Raw genomic sequence first — 18981 nt, 5'->3', positions numbered from 1 at the left:
ACTCAAGGTTGTCAGACGGCTCAACGAGTACACCCAAGAGTTTGTTCCCGCGCGGTTGAGGCGGACATCACACCGTGGGATAGTTTCGCGATCCAGCCCCGTAACGGATGTGCCCGCGTCGCTGCGTTGCACCAAGACACGACGATAGGAACTCGATGTCAACGCCGCCCACGCCCCACTCGGCAGCCGTCAACGCGCCGGCGGTGGCCCGCGAAGACGCGGGCTACCACCACGATCTCACCAACCGGCAGATGCAGATGATCGCGATCGGCGGCGCGATCGGGACCGGGCTGTTCATGGGCGCGGGAGCCCGGCTCGCATCCGCGGGGCCCGGCCTGTTTCTGATCTACGGGATCTGTGGCGGCTTCGTGTTCTTGATTCTGCGGGCGCTCGGTGAACTGGTGCTGCATCGTCCGGCATCGGGGTCATTCGTCTCCTACGCGCGGGAGTTCTTCGGGGAGAAGGTGGCTTTCGTCGCCGGCTGGATGTACTTCCTGAACTGGGCGATGGCGGCCATCGTCGACAGCACCGCGATCGCGAGCTATTTCCATTACTGGACGGCGTTTCAGGCGGTCCCGCAGTGGACGCTCGCGCTCGTCGCCCTGGCCGCGGTGGTGTCGGTCAACCTGATCTCGGTGAAGGCATTCGGCGAGTTCGAGTTCTGGGCGGCACTGATCAAGGTGATCGCCCTGGTGACTTTCCTGGTCGTCGGCATCATCTTCCTGGCCGGCCGCTTCAAGATCGAGGGCAGGACCACCGGGCCCAGCCTGTGGACCGACCATGGCGGGTTTTTGCCGACCGGCCTGCTGCCGCTGGTGCTCGTCACGTCAGGAGTGATATTCGCTTACGCCGCAGTCGAATTGGTAGGCACTGCGGCCGGGGAAACCGCGAACCCCGAGAAAGTCATGCCGAGAGCGATCAACTCGGTGATCGCCCGGATTGCTGTATTCTATTGCGGTTCAGTGCTTTTGCTGGCGATGCTGCTCCCCTACACCACATACAAGCACGGCGAGAGCCCGTTCGTCACCTTCTTCTCGCACATCGGTTTCAGCGGCGCCGGCTCGGTGATGAACATGGTGGTCCTCACCGCCGCGTTCTCCAGCCTGAACGCCGGACTGTATTCCACCGGCCGGATTCTTCGGTCGATGTCGGTAAACGGCAGCGGCCCGAAGTTCACCGCTCGGATGTCGAAAAACGGTGTGCCATATGGTGGAATCCTGCTGACCGCGACCATCGGACTGTTCGGCGTCGTACTCAACGCGGTCAAACCGAGCGAGGCCTTCGAAATCGTGCTCAACATCGCCGCCGTGGGCGTGCTGGCGGCCTGGGCGACGATCGTGCTCTGCCAACTCCGGTTCTACCGCATGGTGAAGGCCGGAACGCTGCAGCGGCCCGACTTCCGGATGCCGCTCGCCCCCTACAGCGGCTATGTGACGCTGGCGTTCCTGGTGGGCGTGCTGGTGCTGATGGCGCTCGACCCCCACAAGGGACCCTGGGTCATTGCGGCGCTGGTGGCCGCCGTTCCCGCCCTGATCGGCGGCTGGTTCCTGGTTCGCGACCGCGTCAGCGCGGCCGGACTCGGCGAGCCCACCGCCGACGTCACGGAGCTGGCCCAGGAGTAATAGAGCAGACGCTCTGTTATAGTTTTCCGGGTGCCCCGCCCCCGCGTATACGAGCCCGATGAGGTTTTGGACGCCGTCGAGTCGTTGACCGTGGCATCCGGGCCCGCCGCGGTCACGATTCGTGCGGTCAGCAATGCCGTCGGCGTGTCCAACGGCGCGCTGTACCACACGTTTGAGTCGCGCTCGGGGCTGATGGGCCGCGCCTGGATACGCGCCGCACGGCGGTTTTTCACCCTGCAACACGGGTTGGTCGACCAGGCACTGGCGGACGGAGACACGCGGGCCGCTGTAGTGGCGGCCGCAGAAGCCCCGGCCGTCTTCGCCGAGCAGCACCCTGCGTCCTCCGCGGTGCTGTGGGCGGTATCCCGCGAAGAACTCCTGAACTCAGACCTACCCGACGAGGTCGCCGCCGAACTCCACGATCTTCAGCGGCTGCTGATCGGCATGATGATCCGACTCGCCGACGCGCTGTGGGGCCGCAAGGATGCGCATGCCGTCGACTCGATCACCACCTGCATCGTCGATCTACCGACCGGGATCGTGTTGAGCCGCAATCGATTGGCCAACCCGACGGCCCGCGAGCACCTGCGGGCGTCGGTGCGCGCGGTTCTCGACGTCGGACCACCACCGCTGTAGGAAAGGAAGCCAATGACAATCACGCTGACACACGACGACAAGATCGCCGTGCTCGATCTCGGCGACGACGAAAACCGTTTCTCACCAGAGTTTCTCGACGAGATGGACGGCCACCTCGACGAGTTGGTCGCTTCCGGCGCCCAGGGGGTGGTGACCACCGGCGGCGGCAAGTTCTACTCCAACGGTCTCGACCTGGATTGGCTGTCCGCACACGGCGATCGAACCGAGTGGTATGTCGGGCGAGTGCAGGGCATGCTGGCCCGATTCCTCACGCTGCCGATTCCGACCGCGGCGGCGTTAGTCGGCCACGCGTTCGGCGCCGGCGCGATGCTCGCGGTCGCGCACGACTTCCGGGTGATGCGCTCCGACCGCGGCTACTTCTGCTTCCCCGAGGTCGACATCCGCATCCCGTTCACGCCGGGCATGGCCGCGCTGATCCAGGCCAAGCTGACGCCGCAGGCAACGGTTGCCTCGATGACCACCGGACGACGCTTCGGCGGCGAAGATGCTTTGGGGTTCGGCATCGTCGACGCCGTCGCGGGCGAGGGCGCGGTCACAGCCGGGGCCGTCGATCTCCTGCGCCCCCTCAACGGCAAGGACCAGGGCACGCTGGGTGCCATCAAGCAAACGATGTTCGGACCCGCAGCGAAGACATTGCTTGCTTGACGTTTGCAATGAACATGCTGCTCGCCGCGGCACACCACGCCGAAGTCATCCACAGCCCGCTGGCCTGCTTGCTCTCGCTGAACGACCTGTGCGATCGGCCGCCGATCGCGGTAGACCCTGACCCGCACGACATTGGCGGATACCGGCTCCGTTTCATCGCGACCCGCACGTGCCGCACAACTGGGAAAGCGGGCTCTGATTGGACGAAACCACCTCCATCCTGTTGGCCGGCGACCTGTTCACGCATACGGGTCGATGCCCGGCGCTCACCGAATCCGATTGTGTGGCACCGGCTTTAGCGGCTGAAGAGTTGTTCCATGCCACTGGCCTGACCACCAACCTTGCTCCTACCTTGGAGGAGTTGGCGCAACTGGCGCCACGCACGCTGGCGCTGATGCACGGGGCTTCGTTCAGCGGTGACGGCGCCGCCCAGCTGCGCGCGTTATCCGACGCCTACGCGGCCTTGTCGTAATAACCGCGCAACAGGGCGCGTCACTGCGGCCACTAGTGTCGACTCCTGCGTACGCTGCTTCTGCGATGTTTCTGCGCGACGTGCCCACCCACCCCAGCGGCCGGCTACTGGTCGGCCTGCTGCTGAGCGCTGCGCTGATCAGCGGATGCCACTCGACGACGCCCGGTAGCCCAGTGGCTTCGCCGAGCAAGGGGCCCACCGAGCCGTCGTTCCCGACGACCAAGCCGTCGACCCCGTCGTCGACCGCTTCGCAGCCCGCGCCGCCGAGCGGCGCACCTCCGGCCGGGGCGATCCCGTTGCAGCCTGACGCGAACGGCCGCGTGTTCATCGAGACCAAGTCAGGTCAGACGCGCTGTCAGCTCGACGCCGACAGCGTCGGCTGCGAGGCGCCGTTCACCAATGCGCCAACCGAAGAAGGCGAAAAGGCCAACGGCGTCAACATCACCGCCGCCGGCGAAGTGCAATGGGTGGTGGGCAATCTCGGCGACATCCCCACCGTGCCCATCGATTACAAGACCTACGACGCGGTCGGTTGGACGATCGCGGCCACCGAGAGCGGTACCCGGTTCACCAACCAGCGCACCGGCCACGGGATGTTCGTCAGCATCGAAAAGGTCGACACCTACTAGATTCGCGAGCCGAGCCCCGCGATCAGGTTGACCGTGACCGCCAAGATCACCGCGCCCAGCAGATACGACAGCAGCGCGTGCCGCAAAACCGTCGCCCTGATCGACGTCAAGCAGATCTCGGTGTCGGACACCTGGAACGTCATGCCGATCGTGTAGGCGAGGTACGCAAAGTCCCGAAAGCGCGGCGGGTTGGGATCGTGAAAGTTGATGCCGCCCGGTTCATCTGAGTAGTAGAGCCGCGCGTAATGCACGGTGAACAAGGTGTGCACCGCGAACCACGACGCACTGACGGTCAGGATCCCGACCACCGCCGCCTCGAGCGCGCCATTGCCGGACAGTTTCGATCCCGCGGCCACCACGTAGCCGACGCCCAGCAGGCTCGCCAAGCTCGCCGTCAGGATGACCACGTCGGCGACCCCACGGGTCGGGTCCTCCCGGGTCACCCATCGACGCGTCTGCTCGGCATCCATCCCACTCAGGATGCATCGGGTCCAAACGACATACAGAGCCGCGGCGGCCACCCAACCGGCGAGCGCGAATCGCCACCCGGCGGTGTTACCCACCACGAGGGCGACGACGACACCGAGCACCACCGAACCCAGAATCCGGACTGCGACGGTGTCGCGGAAATGCTTCGCGAGGGAGTTCACGATGCTGACCTAACCACGAGGGCGGCCGGTCGGTTCGGCTCATCGCATAACGCGATACCGAATGTGCACCACGCCTGGCGCTTCGAGCACTCTGTCGAGTTCGAGCGCGGGCATGCCCGCCTCGAAACCGTCGAGCAGACGCTCGCCCGAGCCGAGGATGACCGGGTTCACCTGAAGGTCGATCTCGTCGACGCGGCCGGCCGCGATCGCCTGCCGGGCGCACGAGGCCCCACCCGCGATCGAGATCGGCGCGCCACCGGCTGCCGCCTCGGCCTGCGCGTACGCCGCGTCGATCCCGTCGGTGACGAAGTGAAACGTCGTGCCACCCCGCAGCTCGATCGGGTCATGCGGGTGGTGCGTCAGCACGAATACCGGGCAGTGATACGGCGGTTCCTCACCCCACCAACCCTGCCAATCCGAGTCACCCCACGGTCCGCGGATTGGCCCGAACATGTTGCGGCCCATAATCGTTGCGCCCATGCCATCGAGCATCTCGGAGATCACCTGCCGATTGACCGGGTGGTCCTTCTCGGGGCCGAGGTGCCAGGCGTGCAGGGCTTCGCCGCCGATCCCGAGCGGATGCTGCCGGCATTGGCCCGGCCCCGCGACGTAGCCGTCGGCCGATATCGACATCGACAAATTGGTTCTGCTCACCTCTGGACAGACTCGGTCGCAGGTCGATACTCATCGCTGCCGCTTAAGAACGCCGCCTAATGTGGCGCTCGTGGACTTTCGGGTATTCGTCGAACCGCAGCAGGGTGCCAGCTACACCGACCAGCTCGCGGTCGCGCAGGCCGCCGAATCGCTTGGCTACTCCGCATTCTTCCGCTCCGATCACTACCTGGCGATGAGCGGCGACGGGCGGCCCGGCCCGACCGACTCATGGGTGACGCTGGGCGGTATCGCCCGCGAGACGTCGACCATCCGGCTGGGCACGCTGGTCACGTCGGCGACGTTCCGCTACCCCGGCCCGCTGGCGATCGCGGTGGCGCAGGTCGACGAAATGAGCGGCGGGCGAGTCGAATTCGGGCTCGGCACCGGATGGTTCGAGACGGAGCACCTGGCCTACGCGATCCCATTTCCGCCGCTGCGCGAACGCTTCGCCCGGCTCACCGAGCAACTCGAGTTGATCACCGGCCTGTGGTCCGCCCCGCCAGGCGAGACGTTCGACTACGCGGGGGCGCACTACGCCGTCAACGATTCGCCGGCGCTGCCCAAGCCGGTGCAGCGGCCGCATCCACCGATCATCATCGGCGGATCGGGCGCCAAGCGGACGCCGCGCCTTGCCGCCACATTCGCCGACGAGTACAACGTGCCGTTCGCGCCGATCGACACCATCACCACGCAGTTGGACCGGGTCCGCGAGGCCGTCGACGCGGTCGGCCGACCCGCCGATTCGATGACCTACTCCGCGGCGTTCGTGGTGTGCGCCGGACGCGACGAGACCGAGATCGCCAACCGGGCCGACGCCATCGGGCGCGACGTCGATGAGCTGCGGTCCAATTCGCCGCTGGCCGGCACACCCGCCCAGATCGTCGACCAGCTGGGCCCCTACGCCGAGATCGGCGTGCAGCGGGTGTATCTGCAGGTGCTGGACATGTCCGACCTCGACCACCTGGCGCTTTTCGCCGACGAGGTGCACCGCCAGCTCTGACGTAGCATCGGGGCGTGATTGGTCTTCCGGACGACCCGAGCAATCGGCCGACACGGGTGGCCGAATACGACGTCGACGGTTCGCTGCGGCAAGCCCCCGAGGGCGAATTCGGACCCACCGCCGGCGAGGCCGAACCTGACTCCGCACCGCGGCCGTGGTACCGCAGCCGCGTGCTGCTGGTGCTGTGGACGCTGATCGTCGCGCTCCTGGTCACGCTGATCATCTACGGCATCGTCGAGCTGTCGCGTGGCGGCGGGACCAGCCCCATCCCGGCGCCGCACTCGTCGACCACATCGACCGGATCGTCGACCACCTCGCCCGCAACGACGACGACCACCCCGTCGACCACCGGCGAAGCGCCACCACCGGAGACGCCCCAGCAGACACCGGAAGAAGCGCCGCCGCCGGCAAACAACTCCCCCGCTCCCGGCGAGCCGCCGCAGCACCACCACCATCTGCATGTCCCGTCGACAATTCCCTTGCCGCACACGACAATTACGTTGCCGCACCATTTCTGAGAAGCAGCCGCTGTCGGCCTGACAGGTTCCGAGACTAGGATCGGCGCACGTGACGGGCTACGGACCTCCAGACGACCCCAGCGAAGCGCCGACCGGCTTCTACGACTACGGCGGCCAGGGGGATCCAGAGCGCGGCACACCGTGGTATCGGAAGCCGGTGGTCGTCCTGGCACTGGTCTTGTTCGCCGCGATGCTGCTCGCGCTGCTGATCTACTTCATCGCCGATCAGACTGGCGGCACCGGTGGCACGAAACAGACGCCCACGTCACCGACGACGCCGACGACGGCACCGGCGACCACTGGGGTCACCACCACCGCACCGGCCGCCCCGCCAGAGACGACCACGATGACGTTCCCGCCCTCGACGACGGAGCCGGCCACCACAGCGCCCAGCAGCGCGCCGATGACGACCACGAGCGTCGACGAACACCACCATCACCACCACCACGCCGGCGGGACGCCCTAGCAGTGAATGGCACCCGATCGCCGTACGACGATTACTCGCGGGGCGTCGACGAAACAGAGCAGTTCAGGGTTGACGAACGCCCGTGGTACCTCAAGCGGTGGGTCCTGGCCCTCTGGGGCCTGACGGTGGTGATGCTGATCGCGGGCATCATTTGGGGCCTGGCGATCCTGGCCCGGGGCAACGGCGGCAGCGCCCCGGCGCCGAACACCACGCGGACCACGACGACGACGTCGAGCACCATCACGTCGTCGACCCCGTCCACGACCGAGCCGACGACGACCTCTCCTTCGGAGGACACCACGATCGAGCCGGTGCCCACCACGTCCTGGACACCGCAACATCCTCGGCGGCACTGGTGGCGCAGCAATATGCCCCCGATCCCCCCGATACCTCCGGTGCCGCACTTCTAACCTGGCGCGATACCCAGCGTTCGTGGATCGGTCGGATGCATAGCGGTGGCCAGGTTAGGGCATCCTTCGTCGCGGTGACGCCTTCGGAAATGTCACTATGAGCAGGCCTAGACGGCTTGAGCAGGTGCGGTAGTTAAGTTACCGACGGGTAACATGGTCGAAGTTACCGGTCAGTAACACTGAATATTGGGGAGAAGCTTCGTGCACACGCAGATGCTGATCAGGTTGATCGTCGGCTTGAGCGGGACGGCGATCATCGCCTTGCTCGCGCTCCGCCGCGCCCTGTGGCTGGTCAAACTCACCCTGTCCGGCCAACCCGTCAGCGGCCGCACCGACGCGATCGGCACCCGGATCTGGACGCAGATCGCCGAAGTCTTCGGGCAGCGCCGGCTGCTGAAATGGTCGATTCCGGGCCTCGCGCACTTCTTCACGATGTGGGGCTTCTTCATCCTCATCACGGTCTACATCGAGGCGTACGGCACGCTATTCGTGCCGAACTTCCACATCCCGATCGTCGGGCGCTGGGACGCGCTGGGATTCCTGCAGGACTTCATCGCGCTCGCCGTGCTGGCCGGTATCACGACGTTCGCGATCATCCGGCTGCGCTCCGAACCCAAGGAATACGGCCGCTCGTCACGGTTCTACGGCTCGCACACCGGCGGTGCCTGGCTCATCCTGTTCATGATCTCGCTGGTCATCATCAGCTACGCGATCTTCCGCGGCGCCGCGGTCAACACCGGAAACTTCCCGTACGGCGAGGGTGCGTTCTTCTCGCATGCGATGGGGTCGCTGATGCATCCGCTTGGGGTGACGGCCAACGAGTGGATCGAGACGATCGCACTGCTGACTCACATCGGCGTCGCCCTTGCCTTCCTGCTCATCGTGCTGCACTCCAAGCACCTGCACATCTTCCTGGCGCCGATCAACGTCACGTTCAAGCGGCTGCCCAACGGGTTGGGCCCGCTGCTGCCGATCGAGGCTGCAGTCGACGGCAAGGCTGAGCCTATCGATTTCGAAAACCCGCCGGACGACGCCACTTTCGGCCGCGGCAAGATCGAAGACTTCACCTGGAAGGGCAACCTCGACTTCGCCACCTGCACCGAGTGCGGACGCTGCCAGTCGCAGTGTCCGGCGTGGAATACCGGAAAACCGTTGTCCCCCAAGCTCGTCATCATGGACCTGCGGGACCACTGGATGGCCAAGGCGCCCTACATCCTCGGCGAGAAGGAGTCGCCCCTGCAGAGCACGCCCGAAGGCGGACTCACCGAGGACCTGACCGGTGAGAAGCACGACGAGCAACATCATGTTCCCGAGTCCGGCTTCGGCCGCATCGTCGGCTCCGGGCCCGAGCAGGCCACCCGCCCGCTGGTCGGCACCGCCGAACAGGGTGGCGTGATCGACCCCGACGTGCTGTGGTCCTGCGTGAACTGCGGCGCCTGCGTCGAGCAGTGCCCGGTAGACATCGAGCACATCGACCACATCGTCGACATGCGCCGCTACCAGGTGATGATGGAGTCGGAGTTCCCGTCAGAACTCTCGGTGTTGTTCAAAAACCTTGAGACCAAAGCAAATCCGTGGGGGCAGAACGCTTCCGACCGGACCAACTGGATCAGCGAGGTCGACTTCGACGTCCCGGTCTACGGCGAAGACGTCGACAGCTTCGAAGGCTTCGAGTACCTGTTCTGGGTCGGCTGCGCCGGTGCCTACGACGACAAGGCCAAGAAGACGACCAAGGCCGTCGCCGAACTGCTGGCCACCGCCGGGGTGAAGTATCTGGTGTTGGGCACGGGCGAAACGTGCAACGGCGACTCGGCCCGCCGCTCCGGCAACGAGTTCCTGTTCCAGCAGCTGGCCGCGCAGGCCAAGGAAAGCCTGGACGATCTGTTCGAGGGCGTGGAGACGGTCGACCGCAAGATCGTGGTCACCTGCCCGCACTGCTTCAACACACTGGGCCGCGAGTACAAGCAGCTGGGCGCCAACTACACCGTGCTGCACCACACCCAGCTGCTGAACCGGCTGGTGCGCGACAAGCAGCTGGTCCCGGTGAGCCCGGTGTCAGAGGACGTCACCTACCACGACCCGTGCTTCCTGGGCCGGCACAACAAGGTCTACGAGGCACCCCGTGAGCTGATCGGCGCGGCCGGCGCAAAGCTGGCCGAGATGCCGCGGCACGCCGACCGCAGCTTCTGCTGTGGTGCCGGTGGCGCGCGGATGTGGATGGAAGAGCACATCGGCAAGCGGATCAACCACGACCGCGTCGACGAGGCGCTGGCCACCGGTGCCACCACCGTCGCCACCGCCTGCCCGTTCTGCCGGGTCATGGTCACCGACGGTGTCAACGACCGCCAGGAGGCGGCTGGACGCGAAGGCGTCGACGTCCGCGACGTGGCGCAGTTGCTGCTCGAGTCGCTCGACCGCAGCACGATCACGTTGCCGGAGAAGGGTGCTGCCGCCAAGGCCGCCGCCGAGCGTGCGGAAAAGGCCGAGAAGGCCGCCCCCAAGGCCCAAGCGACTGCCACCGCGCCCGCCCCGGCCAAGGAGGCCGCGGAACCGGCGGCTGCGCCGGCCGAGGACAAGGCCGAGGCCAAGGCGGTCACCGGGCTGGGCATCGCCGGCGGCGCCAAGCGGCCCGGCGCCAAGAAGGCGGCACCCAAAGCCGAAGCGGCGCAAGCTTCCTCGACGGCCGAAGCTCCGGAAGCCAAGGCGCCCGCCGCGCCGGTCAAGGGGTTGGGCATCGCCGGTGGGGCCAAGCGGCCCGGTGCCAAGAAGACGGCCGCAAAGCCGGAAGCCGCGACGCAGTCCGCGCCCGCTGCCGAACCCGAGACGAAGTCCGAGCCGGCCGCCGAGGCCAAGGCGCCGGCCGCGCCGGTCAAGGGCCTGGGTATCGCGGCCGGAGCCAAGCGGCCCGGCGCCAAGAAGGCCGCTGCCCCGGCCGCTCCCGCAGCCCCGGCGCCCGCGCCCGAGCCCGCATCCGAGGCGAAGGAAGAGCCGAAATCCGAGCCTGCGCAGAGCACCGACGACGCTCCGCCGGCGGCTCCGGTCAAGGGTCTGGGCATCGCGCGCGGCGCCCGTCCACCAGGTAAGCGCTGATCAGACCCTCGGAAGAATTGTTAATTGGATAGACAACCATGGCACCATTGGTGATGTGACCACTCACCAGCTGCCATGGCAGAGCGCGGGGCATCAGCCGCGGCAGCGTACGTTCGCGCAGTCATCGAAGCTGCAGGACGTCCTCTACGAGATCCGCGGGCCAGTGCACGACCACGCCGCGCGACTGGAGGCCGAGGGGCACCGCATCCTCAAGCTCAACATCGGCAACCCCGCGCCGTTCGGCTTCGAGGCCCCCGACGTGATCATGCGCGACATGATCCAGGCGCTGCCCTACGCGCAGGGCTACTCGGATTCCAAGGGAATCCTGCCGGCGCGGCGCGCGGTGGTCACCCGCTACGAATTGGTCGAGGGTTTCCCGCGTTTCGACGTCGATGACGTGTACCTGGGCAACGGGGTCTCGGAGCTGATCACGCTGACCCTGCAGGCCCTGCTCGACAACGGCGATCAGGTGCTGATCCCAGCACCGGACTACCCGCTGTGGACCGCCTCGACATCGCTGGCGGGCGGCACGCCCGTGCATTATCTGTGCGACGAAACTCAGGGCTGGCAACCGGATATCGCCGACATCGAGTCGAAGATCACCGAACGCACCAAGGCGTTGGTCGTGATCAACCCGAACAACCCCACCGGCGCCGTCTACAGTCGTGAAATCCTCACGCAGATAGCCGAATTGGCGCGCAAGCACCAGCTGCTGCTGCTCGCCGACGAAATCTACGACAAGATCCTCTACGACGACGCCGAGCACATCAACCTCGCGACGGTGGCACCAGACCTGTTGTGCCTGACGTTCAATGGGCTCTCGAAGGCATACCGCGTCGCCGGGTATCGGGCCGGCTGGCTGGCCATCACCGGACCCAAGGACCACGCCGGCAGCTTCATCGAAGGCATTCACCTGCTGGCGAATATGCGGCTATGCCCGAACGTTCCGGCGCAGCACGCAATTCAGGTCGCGCTCGGCGGCTACCAGAGCATCGACGACTTGGTGCTGCCGGGCGGGCGGCTGCTCGAACAGCGTGACGTCGCGTGGTCCAAGCTCAACGAAATCCCCGGGGTGTCGTGCGTCAAACCCGCCGGCGCGCTGTACGCGTTCCCGCGGCTCGACCCGGAGGTGTACGAGATCGACGACGACGAGCAGCTGGTCCTCGATCTGCTGTTGCAGGAAAAGATCCTCGTCACCCAGGGCACCGGATTCAACTGGCCAGCACCGGATCACCTGCGGATCGTCACATTGCCGTGGGCGCGCGATCTGTCCCGCGCCATCGAGCGGCTGGGCAACTTCCTGGTCAACTACCGCCAGTAACCCCTCGATAGGCGCACCGGGCTGCCGGAATCAGCGTGCTGGCTGGGGGTGCGAAACGCCGCGACAAAATTTGAAGTTTCTATGAATTTGGCCGCTCGTCGCGCGCCGTGATGAAACTTAGGCGCACTATGGGTTACATCTATGCCAATGCCTCGTTGGCTGACCACACAGAAGTGGTGATGCGGTGCACACGGCCTGATCACGGGGGGTGCGTCGGATCGACCGACAGTGACGCCCCAGCAAACTTTCGCGTAACCCGCGCGTATAGCGCTTTAGACAATCCCCGCATCAGTGGGTCTGGATAGATCAGCTTTCATCGAAAGGAGAGTTGCGATGTTCTCTGTTGCACCGCAGGCGCAGTCGCCCGCAGCAACGGCCGACCGCAACCGATCGTGTACTTCAACGACTCCGAGTTTGGGCCGTTGACCATGGACTTCGGTGCACTACCACCTGAAATCAACTCTGGCAGAATGTATTCCGGGCCCGGCTCGGGACCGATGCGTGCCGCGTCGGCGGCCTGGAATCTGCTTGCCGCCGAACTCGAGTCGGCCGCGATCCAGTATCAATCGACGATCGACGTGCTGGACGACGAGTGGCTCGGCCCGACATCGGCGACGATGTCCGCCGCCGTCGACCCCTACATCACCTGGATGACCGCGACCGGGGCGCAGGCCGGGCAGACCGCGACCCAGGCCTCGGACGCCGCCAGCGCCTACGAGGCCGCATTCGCGATGACCGTTCCCCCTCTGGAAGTTGCCGCCAACCGCGCGCAACTGGCGATGCTGGTCGCGACCAACGTCGTCGGCCAGAACACCCCGGCAATCGCCGCCAACGAGGCGATGTACGCCGAGATGTGGGCGCAGGACGCCGCGGCGATGTACGGCTACGCCGGAAGCTCTGCGGCCGCGTCCGCGGTCAAGCCGTTCACCCAGGCGCCGGAGACCTCCAACCCCGCCGCGCAGGCGACGCAGGGTTCGGCCGTCGCCCAGGCCAACGGCGCCAGCACCGGCGCCGGCGTGCAGTCGCAGCTCCAGCAGATCACGTCGGCGATCCCTGGGTCGTTGAAGCAACTCGCCTCGCCGATGTCCGCGGCGGCAGCACCACAGGACTTCGGTTTTCTTGGCCAGATCCTCGACTTCCTGGACGGTGCCGACGGCAACTCCATCGGAACCTTTCTGAACTCCAACTTCGTGAACGGTTTCGTCTCAGCCGGATACACCAGCCCCGCGATCATCACGCCGGGCGTCTTCAGTGGTATGGCCGACATCAACTCGTTGAACCCAGCCGTCGAGTCGGCGCCCGGTGGCGCCGGCGTCACCAGCATGATCAAGCCTGCACCGCCGCCGGTGCCCGCCGCTGTCCCGAACGTGGGCGTCTCGGTTAACACATCGGGCAGCACACTGGTCGGCCGGCTGTCGGTTCCGCCGGCGTGGACGGCGACCGCGCAGGTCGCCAACCACAGCGGCGTCACCTTTGCCGGTGGCGGCTGGACCAACGCGGTCGGCCCGGCCGGCGGCAGTGCCGAAGCCGTGCCGGCCGGTATGCCCGGCATGCCCGGCGCGTCCGCCGCCCGCCAAGGCGGCTTCGGGCACGGGCCCCGCTACGGAAACCGGCTGACCGTCATGGGCCGTCCACTGTCAGGTGGCTGAGCGTCAGCGCCGTTCCAGTAGCTGCAGCAGATAGGTGCCGTAGCCGGATTTCAGCAGAGTTTCGGCGCGACGGGTCAGCTGTGCGTCGTCGATGTAGCCCATCCGCCATGCGACTTCTTCGGGGACGCTGACTTTCAAACCCTGGCGACGTTCGAGCGTCCGAATGTAGTCACCCGCGTCGGCCAGCGAGTCGAACGTCCCGGTGTCCAGCCAGGCGGTGCCGCGGGCGAGCACGTCGACCGTCAGCCGGCCCTGATTGAGGTAAGTACGGTTGACGTCGGTGATCTCGTATTCCCCACGCGCAGAAGGTTTTAGGTTCCGGGCGATCTCGACCACGTCGTTGTCGTAGAAGTACAGACCCGGCACCGCGAAATTCGACTTCGGCGTCGCCGGCTTCTCTTCGATCGAGAGAGCAATGCCGTCCGGGCTGAAGTCGACGACGCCGTAGGCCGACGGGTTGGCCACCCAATAGGCGAAAATCGCTCCGCCGTCTATCTCTTGGTGACGACGAAGGTTGGTACCGAGCCCCGGTCCGTAGAAGATGTTGTCGCCCAACGCCAAAGCCACCGAGTCGTTGCCGATATGGCCGGCGCTGATCGCGAATGCCTGGGCCAGACCCTCGGGACGGCCTTGTACGGCGTAGGTGATGTTGATGCCAAATTGGCTGCCGTCACCGAGAAGTCGTTCGAATGCGGCGGCGTCGGGAACGGTGGTGATCACCTGGATATCGCGTATCCCGGCCATCATTAGCGTGGACAGTGGGTAGTAGATCATCGGTTTGTCGTAGACCGGCAGCAACTGCTTGCTGACACCCATGGTGATCGGATACAGCCGCGTGCCCGCGCCACCGGCCAGAATGATCCCTCGCATCTACTACTCCTCAGTCGACGAGATCAGCGTCCGTCAGATCCGTGGCGGTGAGCGCGGCCGCCAAGTTGTCGTGACGGAACACCGAAGTCACGTGATCGTGCACCACGCGGAAAGCCGACGCGACGGTTTGGCCGGATTCGCCTGGGCCGCCGATCTTCTGTTCGACGACGACAACGCCATCGTGGACGAAGATCCGGCCCACCTCGGCGCGGCGCGGATGAGCGGTTGCCCACTCCTGCAGCGCGGCGTGGCCCTGGGCGGCGCCGCGCGCGTCGCCGACTTCGATGTCATCGCTGGACAGGGCCAAAAGGGTGTCGGTGTCGGCCTCGTTGAGCGCGTCGTGCCAGGCCAGGACGGTGGCGATCTCCGATGTGGTCATGATGTAGCAACGTACCGCGTGCGTCTAGAACGGCGTGCGGTCCAGCCAGTTCTGCCAAATCGTCGCGTCACCGAAGACGGTGATGCCGGTGTCGGCGACGGCAACTCGCCGCACGACTGCCAGCAGCAGATCCACCGCTTCGCCGCGCAGCGCCACGTCGCCCTTGTCGTGACCGTGTACCCACGTGATCCGGTTTCCGTCGGCGCGGATGGTCCATTCACCGGCAGCCCCCAGACCAGGATCTTCGGCGTGCAGATGGACGGTTTGGCCGTCGTTCAGCGGGGGCGCCGCGTCGTTGCTGCCAGACTGGGCCGCGACCCGTTCGAGCCATTCGCTGATGGCGTCGGCTGCCAGCTCGGGTGCGAGCGAGTAGTCGACGGTGAGCGCCAGCGCGGCGTCGGCGCGATGCACCGTCGCCTCGTGCAGTCGCCGCCGAGCCCACCAGTAGGCGGGGCGCGAGCCCAGGAAGGTCCACACCGGGGTCTGTGCACCGACGTCGTCGATCGCGTCGATCAGCCGCTGAGCTCCGTCATGCAGCCAGGCGATCGCCGCGTCGGGGTCGGATGGCGGCTTGCCATTCGGGACCGTCCGCGGATCGAGGTAGTCGTCGACCCGGTCGGCGACGATCTGCGCGGCCCAGCGGTCACCGCGGCCGACGTGACGCATCAGCTGGTCAAGGTTCCAGCCCGGACACGTCGGGATCGGGGCGGAGGCGTCACCGCCACGGATCAGCTCGCCGAAGGCGCGGTTCTGCTCGAGAAACTCGACCGCATAGTCCACGCGGTCAGGCTACGCGGCGTCCCAGACAGTGCACCCGCCAACCGGCTTGCTGCCAGCGCTGCACATCGAGGCAGTTGCGGCCGTCGACGACGACACGGGAGCGCACGCGGTCGGCCAACACGTCGGGGTCGAGGTCGACGAATTCCGGCCACTCGGTGAGCACCAGGACCGCGTCGGCCCGATCGCACGCTTCCTCAACCGAGACTGCGTAGTTCAGCGTCGGGAAGAGCCGCTGCGCGTTCTCCAGCGCCTTCGGGTCGTAGACGTTGACGGCGGCACCGTTGAGCTGAAGCTGGCCCGCGACGTTGAGCGCCGGTGAGTCGCGCACATCATCGGATTCGGGTTTGAACGCGGCGCCGAGCACAGCGACGTTGGCGCCCAACAGCGAACCGCCACAGGCTTTGGTCGCGAGTTCGACCATCCGGGTGCGCCGCCGCATGTTGATGTTGTCGACTTCCCGCAGGAAGGTGAGCGCCTGGTCGGCGCCCAGCTCCCCCGCGCGGGCCATGAACGCGCGGATGTCCTTCGGCAGGCAGCCGCCACCAAAACCCAAGCCGGCGTTGAGGAATCGGCGTCCGATCCGCGGGTCGTGGCCAAGCGCATCCGCCAGCAGCTTCACATCGGCGCCGGCGGCCTCGCACACCTCGGAGATCGCGTTGATGAACGAGATCTTGGTCGCCAGGAAGGCATTCGCGGAGACCTTCACCAATTCGGCGGTCTGCAGGTCCGTGACCAGAAAGGGCACCCCCTCGTCGAGCATCGGGGCGTACATCTCGCGGATCGCGGCCTCGGCACGCGTCGAACCATCTTGCACGCCAAGCACAATGCGGTCGGGGTGCAGGGTGTCGTGAATCGCGAACCCTTCGCGCAGAAATTCCGGGTTCCACGCCACTTCGACGTCCACACCGGGACGTGCCGCCGCCCGCGCCCGCCCGACCAGCTCCGCGGCGGTCCCGACCGGGACGGTGGACTTTCCGACGATCACCGACGGCCGGGTCAAACGCGGTGCAAGCGTGTCGATTACGGCGTGGACATGGCTCAGGTCGGCCCCGTATTCGCCGCGCTTCTGCGGAGTGCCGACTCCGAGGAAGTGCAAGTCGGCGAACTCGGCGGCCAGGTCGTAGTCCGTGGTGAACCGCAGACGGCCCGCTTCGATGTTGTCCCGCAACATCTTTCGCAGGCCCGGCTCGTAAAATGGAACATCACCGGCGGCCAGCTTGGCGACCTTACCGGGATCGATGTCTACACCGACGACCTCGTGCCCTAGTTCGGCCATCCCCGCGGCGTGGGTAGCACCCAGATAACCCGTACCAAAAACGGTGCACCTCATACACCCGTGTGTAAGTCGCTGCAATGAGCTAACGGCATCGCTCTTCTGAGCGGGGGTCAAACGTCAGGTGACGGTTTCGTGTCGAGCGTTAAAAACGCAGGCCAGACAAGCGGTTTAGTGGCCCCAACCGCCGTGACCTCCGCCACCAAATCCGCCATGGCCGCCTCCACCGAAGCCGCCACCGCCACTGCCGTGACCGCCACCACCGCCGGGGAGGCCACCGCCACCACCAGGATTGGGTAAGCCACCACCGCCGCCGCCGGGGTAGCCGCCGCCACCACCGGGATAGCCGCCGCCACCGCCGGGATAACCGCCACCGCCACCAGGGCCCCACTGGCCCGGATGCGGCCCGCCGAAGATCGGCGGAACGCCCGGAATCGGGATGGGTATCGGAACCACCGCGGGAGGCGGCGCGGGCGCAGCGGGGGGCGGAGCCGGCGCTGGCGCGGGGGCCTCGGGTGCCGGAGCAGGTGCGGGCGCCGCGGGCGCGGGTGCCGGAGCAGGTGCCGCGGGTGCCGGCGCGGGCGCCTGAACAACCGGCTCGGGTGCCGGTGCTGCGGGAGCGGGCGCCGGCGCCTCAGGTGCCGGGGCTGCCGGGGCCGGTGCGGGAGCAGATGCCGGTGCCGGTGCCGCGGGCACCGCGGGAGCCGGTTTGGCGTTGTGTCCCGGGTCGGGTCGGGTGGCGGCCGTCGGACGCATGCTGACGGCCAGCGCGACCAGCAGGGCCGCGGCACCCACCACGAACAGCGCTGCCACGGCGCTGGCCACGAGGAACAGCGGTCGCCGACCGCCATCCGACTCGGCCTCGGCGGCCCCGGTGTAGGTGGCGCCGGTGTAGAGCCCGGTCGCCAATTCGCTGTCATCCGCGAGCGCGGTGTAGGTATCGCCGTCGTCGTCGGTGACGGCGCTGTAGGCCAGGGCCTGCTCTCCGGTCTTGCTGTCGGTGGCGACGTCGAAATAGCCGGGCGCGACCGCGTAGGGGTTGACGTAGCCGGTACCCGGGTCTTGGGCGTAGGCCAGCGCGGCGGTCGAGGACGAGAAAAGCGGGGCGTTGGCCGATGCCAGCGCCGCGCCGCGGGCCAGCGCGGTCTCGGGCTCCTCGGGCGCGCTGATGATCAGCCCGGTCGCGGCCTCCAGCTGCGGCTTGAGCTTGGCGATGTCCACGTCGCCGGAGCCGACCAGAAACAGGCCGTCGGGCCGGGCGTCCAGCGACTCCGCACCCGACAACAGCGCGGTCAGGTCGGCGAATGCATCCCGTCCGGGTGTCAACGGCTGGCGGTGCACATCTGTGATGGACCCGTCGGAGCTGTTGACGACGGCCAGCGTCGCGGTGTCGGGCTCGACGAAAAGCAGCCCGGTCTGGGCGTAGCCGACGGAGCTGCCGACCACCTGGGCCAGCGCCGCGGCCGCCAGGAACGACGACACCAACATGACGTTCTCGACCTTGCGGGCCGCCAACGCGTCGCGCAGCGCCGCGGCTTCAATGGGATCGGTCCAGGTCACGCCGATCGAGCGCAGCTGATAGCCGCTGTCGACGGCACCTTCCTGGGTGCCGAGGATCGCCGACACCACCTGGTCGGCCGCATTGATCGTCGGCGCATCGGCCGCCGCGTTGACGTCGAAGCCGTCTTCGTCGACGGTCGGGCCGTCGGCGTTTTCGCCTTCTACGAGAACCATGCGGACCGCAGTGGGTGCCATCGACACGCCAAGTACGGTGTCCACTTCTCCTCCAAAGCTGCGCGCTCACTACCCGGGTGCGGAGCGGCGCGAGTTGATACCCCAATTCGTTGCCATTCCGACGATACCGATCCGTCGGACCCGGCGGCTATGGGTCGTTTT

General features: G+C 66.8%; 19 protein-coding genes. 12 read left to right on the top strand and 7 right to left on the bottom strand.

Annotation, left to right across the window (positions count from 1 at the left end; translation table 11 throughout):
• Positions 1-155 precede the first annotated feature (155 nt).
• The 5 genes from A5658_RS14100 (at position 156) to A5658_RS14080 (ending at position 4025) form a co-directional block, all read left to right on the top strand.
• On the top strand, positions 156-1622 hold the full coding sequence (locus A5658_RS14100; RefSeq protein ID WP_067335831.1) for an amino acid permease: 1467 nt from the start codon (positions 156-158) through the stop codon (positions 1620-1622).
• Positions 1623-1652: 30 nt separating this feature from the next.
• A complete protein-coding gene (locus tag A5658_RS14095; protein ID WP_067335828.1) occupies positions 1653-2258 on the top strand; it encodes a TetR/AcrR family transcriptional regulator in 606 nt (201 codons plus the stop codon).
• A gap of 12 nt (positions 2259-2270) precedes the next feature.
• Positions 2271-2924, top strand: coding sequence for an enoyl-CoA hydratase/isomerase family protein (locus A5658_RS14090; RefSeq protein WP_067335826.1), 654 nt, complete (start codon positions 2271-2273; stop codon positions 2922-2924).
• 199 nt (positions 2925-3123) lie between these two features.
• Positions 3124-3396, top strand: coding sequence for a hypothetical protein (locus tag A5658_RS28805; protein WP_231997322.1), 273 nt, complete (start codon positions 3124-3126; stop codon positions 3394-3396).
• 65 nt (positions 3397-3461) lie between these two features.
• Complete coding sequence (locus tag A5658_RS14080) at positions 3462-4025, top strand: hypothetical protein (RefSeq protein WP_067335823.1); 564 nt, start codon at positions 3462-3464, stop codon at positions 4023-4025.
• Here the strand turns inward: A5658_RS14080 and A5658_RS14075 are convergent.
• Positions 4022-4675: a DUF1345 domain-containing protein gene (locus A5658_RS14075; protein ID WP_067335820.1), complete on the bottom strand. Its 654-nt coding sequence runs from the start codon at positions 4673-4675 to the stop codon at positions 4022-4024. The genes A5658_RS14080 and A5658_RS14075 overlap by 4 nt on opposite strands.
• Before the next feature lie 39 nt (positions 4676-4714).
• Complete coding sequence (locus A5658_RS14070; RefSeq protein WP_067335817.1) at positions 4715-5329, bottom strand: dihydrofolate reductase family protein; 615 nt, start codon at positions 5327-5329, stop codon at positions 4715-4717.
• A 70-nt stretch (positions 5330-5399) separates the two neighbouring features.
• On the opposite strand from A5658_RS14070, the gene A5658_RS14065 reads away from it, so the two are divergent.
• The 7 genes from A5658_RS14065 to A5658_RS14035 all read left to right on the top strand — a co-directional run bounded on the left by A5658_RS14065 (position 5400) and on the right by A5658_RS14035 (position 13783).
• Positions 5400-6329 (top strand): LLM class F420-dependent oxidoreductase, encoded by a 930-nt coding sequence (locus A5658_RS14065; protein WP_067335907.1) that lies wholly within the window; start codon positions 5400-5402, stop codon positions 6327-6329.
• A 14-nt stretch (positions 6330-6343) separates the two neighbouring features.
• Positions 6344-6847 carry a hypothetical protein gene (locus tag A5658_RS14060; RefSeq protein WP_067335813.1) on the top strand — a complete coding sequence of 168 codons (504 nt, stop codon included), beginning with the start codon at positions 6344-6346 and terminating at the stop codon, positions 6845-6847.
• Positions 6848-6896: 49 nt separating this feature from the next.
• Entirely contained in the window at positions 6897-7313 is a 417-nt protein-coding gene (locus tag A5658_RS14055; RefSeq protein WP_067335809.1) for a hypothetical protein, read from the top strand.
• A 2-nt stretch (positions 7314-7315) separates the two neighbouring features.
• Positions 7316-7723, top strand: coding sequence for a hypothetical protein (locus A5658_RS14050; RefSeq protein WP_067335806.1), 408 nt, complete (start codon positions 7316-7318; stop codon positions 7721-7723).
• 201 nt (positions 7724-7924) lie between these two features.
• Positions 7925-10813 (top strand): (Fe-S)-binding protein, encoded by a 2889-nt coding sequence (locus tag A5658_RS14045; RefSeq protein ID WP_067335803.1) that lies wholly within the window; start codon positions 7925-7927, stop codon positions 10811-10813.
• Between the two features lie 28 nt (positions 10814-10841).
• A complete protein-coding gene (locus A5658_RS14040; protein WP_067335904.1) occupies positions 10842-12134 on the top strand; it encodes a pyridoxal phosphate-dependent aminotransferase in 1293 nt (430 codons plus the stop codon).
• Positions 12135-12562: 428 nt separating this feature from the next.
• On the top strand, positions 12563-13783 hold the full coding sequence (locus A5658_RS14035; protein WP_067335901.1) for a PPE family protein: 1221 nt from the start codon (positions 12563-12565) through the stop codon (positions 13781-13783).
• A gap of 3 nt (positions 13784-13786) precedes the next feature.
• Here the strand turns inward: A5658_RS14035 and rfbA are convergent, their stop codons facing one another.
• From rfbA to A5658_RS28115, 5 genes are all read right to left on the bottom strand, one after another.
• Positions 13787-14653, bottom strand: coding sequence for a glucose-1-phosphate thymidylyltransferase RfbA (gene rfbA / locus A5658_RS14030; RefSeq protein ID WP_067335800.1), 867 nt, complete (start codon positions 14651-14653; stop codon positions 13787-13789).
• 10 nt (positions 14654-14663) lie between these two features.
• On the bottom strand, positions 14664-15032 hold the full coding sequence (locus A5658_RS14025) for a nuclear transport factor 2 family protein (RefSeq protein ID WP_067335797.1): 369 nt from the start codon (positions 15030-15032) through the stop codon (positions 14664-14666).
• A gap of 24 nt (positions 15033-15056) precedes the next feature.
• Positions 15057-15812 carry a maleylpyruvate isomerase family mycothiol-dependent enzyme gene (locus tag A5658_RS14020; protein ID WP_067335793.1) on the bottom strand — a complete coding sequence of 252 codons (756 nt, stop codon included), beginning with the start codon at positions 15810-15812 and terminating at the stop codon, positions 15057-15059.
• Between the two features lie 4 nt (positions 15813-15816).
• Positions 15817-17142, bottom strand: a complete 1326-nt coding sequence (locus A5658_RS14015) for a UDP-glucose/GDP-mannose dehydrogenase family protein (protein WP_067335790.1) — start codon at positions 17140-17142, stop codon at positions 15817-15819.
• A 114-nt stretch (positions 17143-17256) separates the two neighbouring features.
• On the bottom strand, positions 17257-18864 hold the full coding sequence (locus A5658_RS28115; protein ID WP_067335787.1) for a hypothetical protein: 1608 nt from the start codon (positions 18862-18864) through the stop codon (positions 17257-17259).
• Positions 18865-18981 lie beyond the last annotated feature (117 nt).

This window comes from Mycobacterium sp. 1245111.1 (genome assembly GCF_001673405.1).
Lineage (GTDB): Bacteria > Actinomycetota > Actinomycetes > Mycobacteriales > Mycobacteriaceae > Mycobacterium.
Note: the sequence above shows the minus strand (reverse complement) of the source record. Positions and strands in the feature narration are given on the sequence as shown.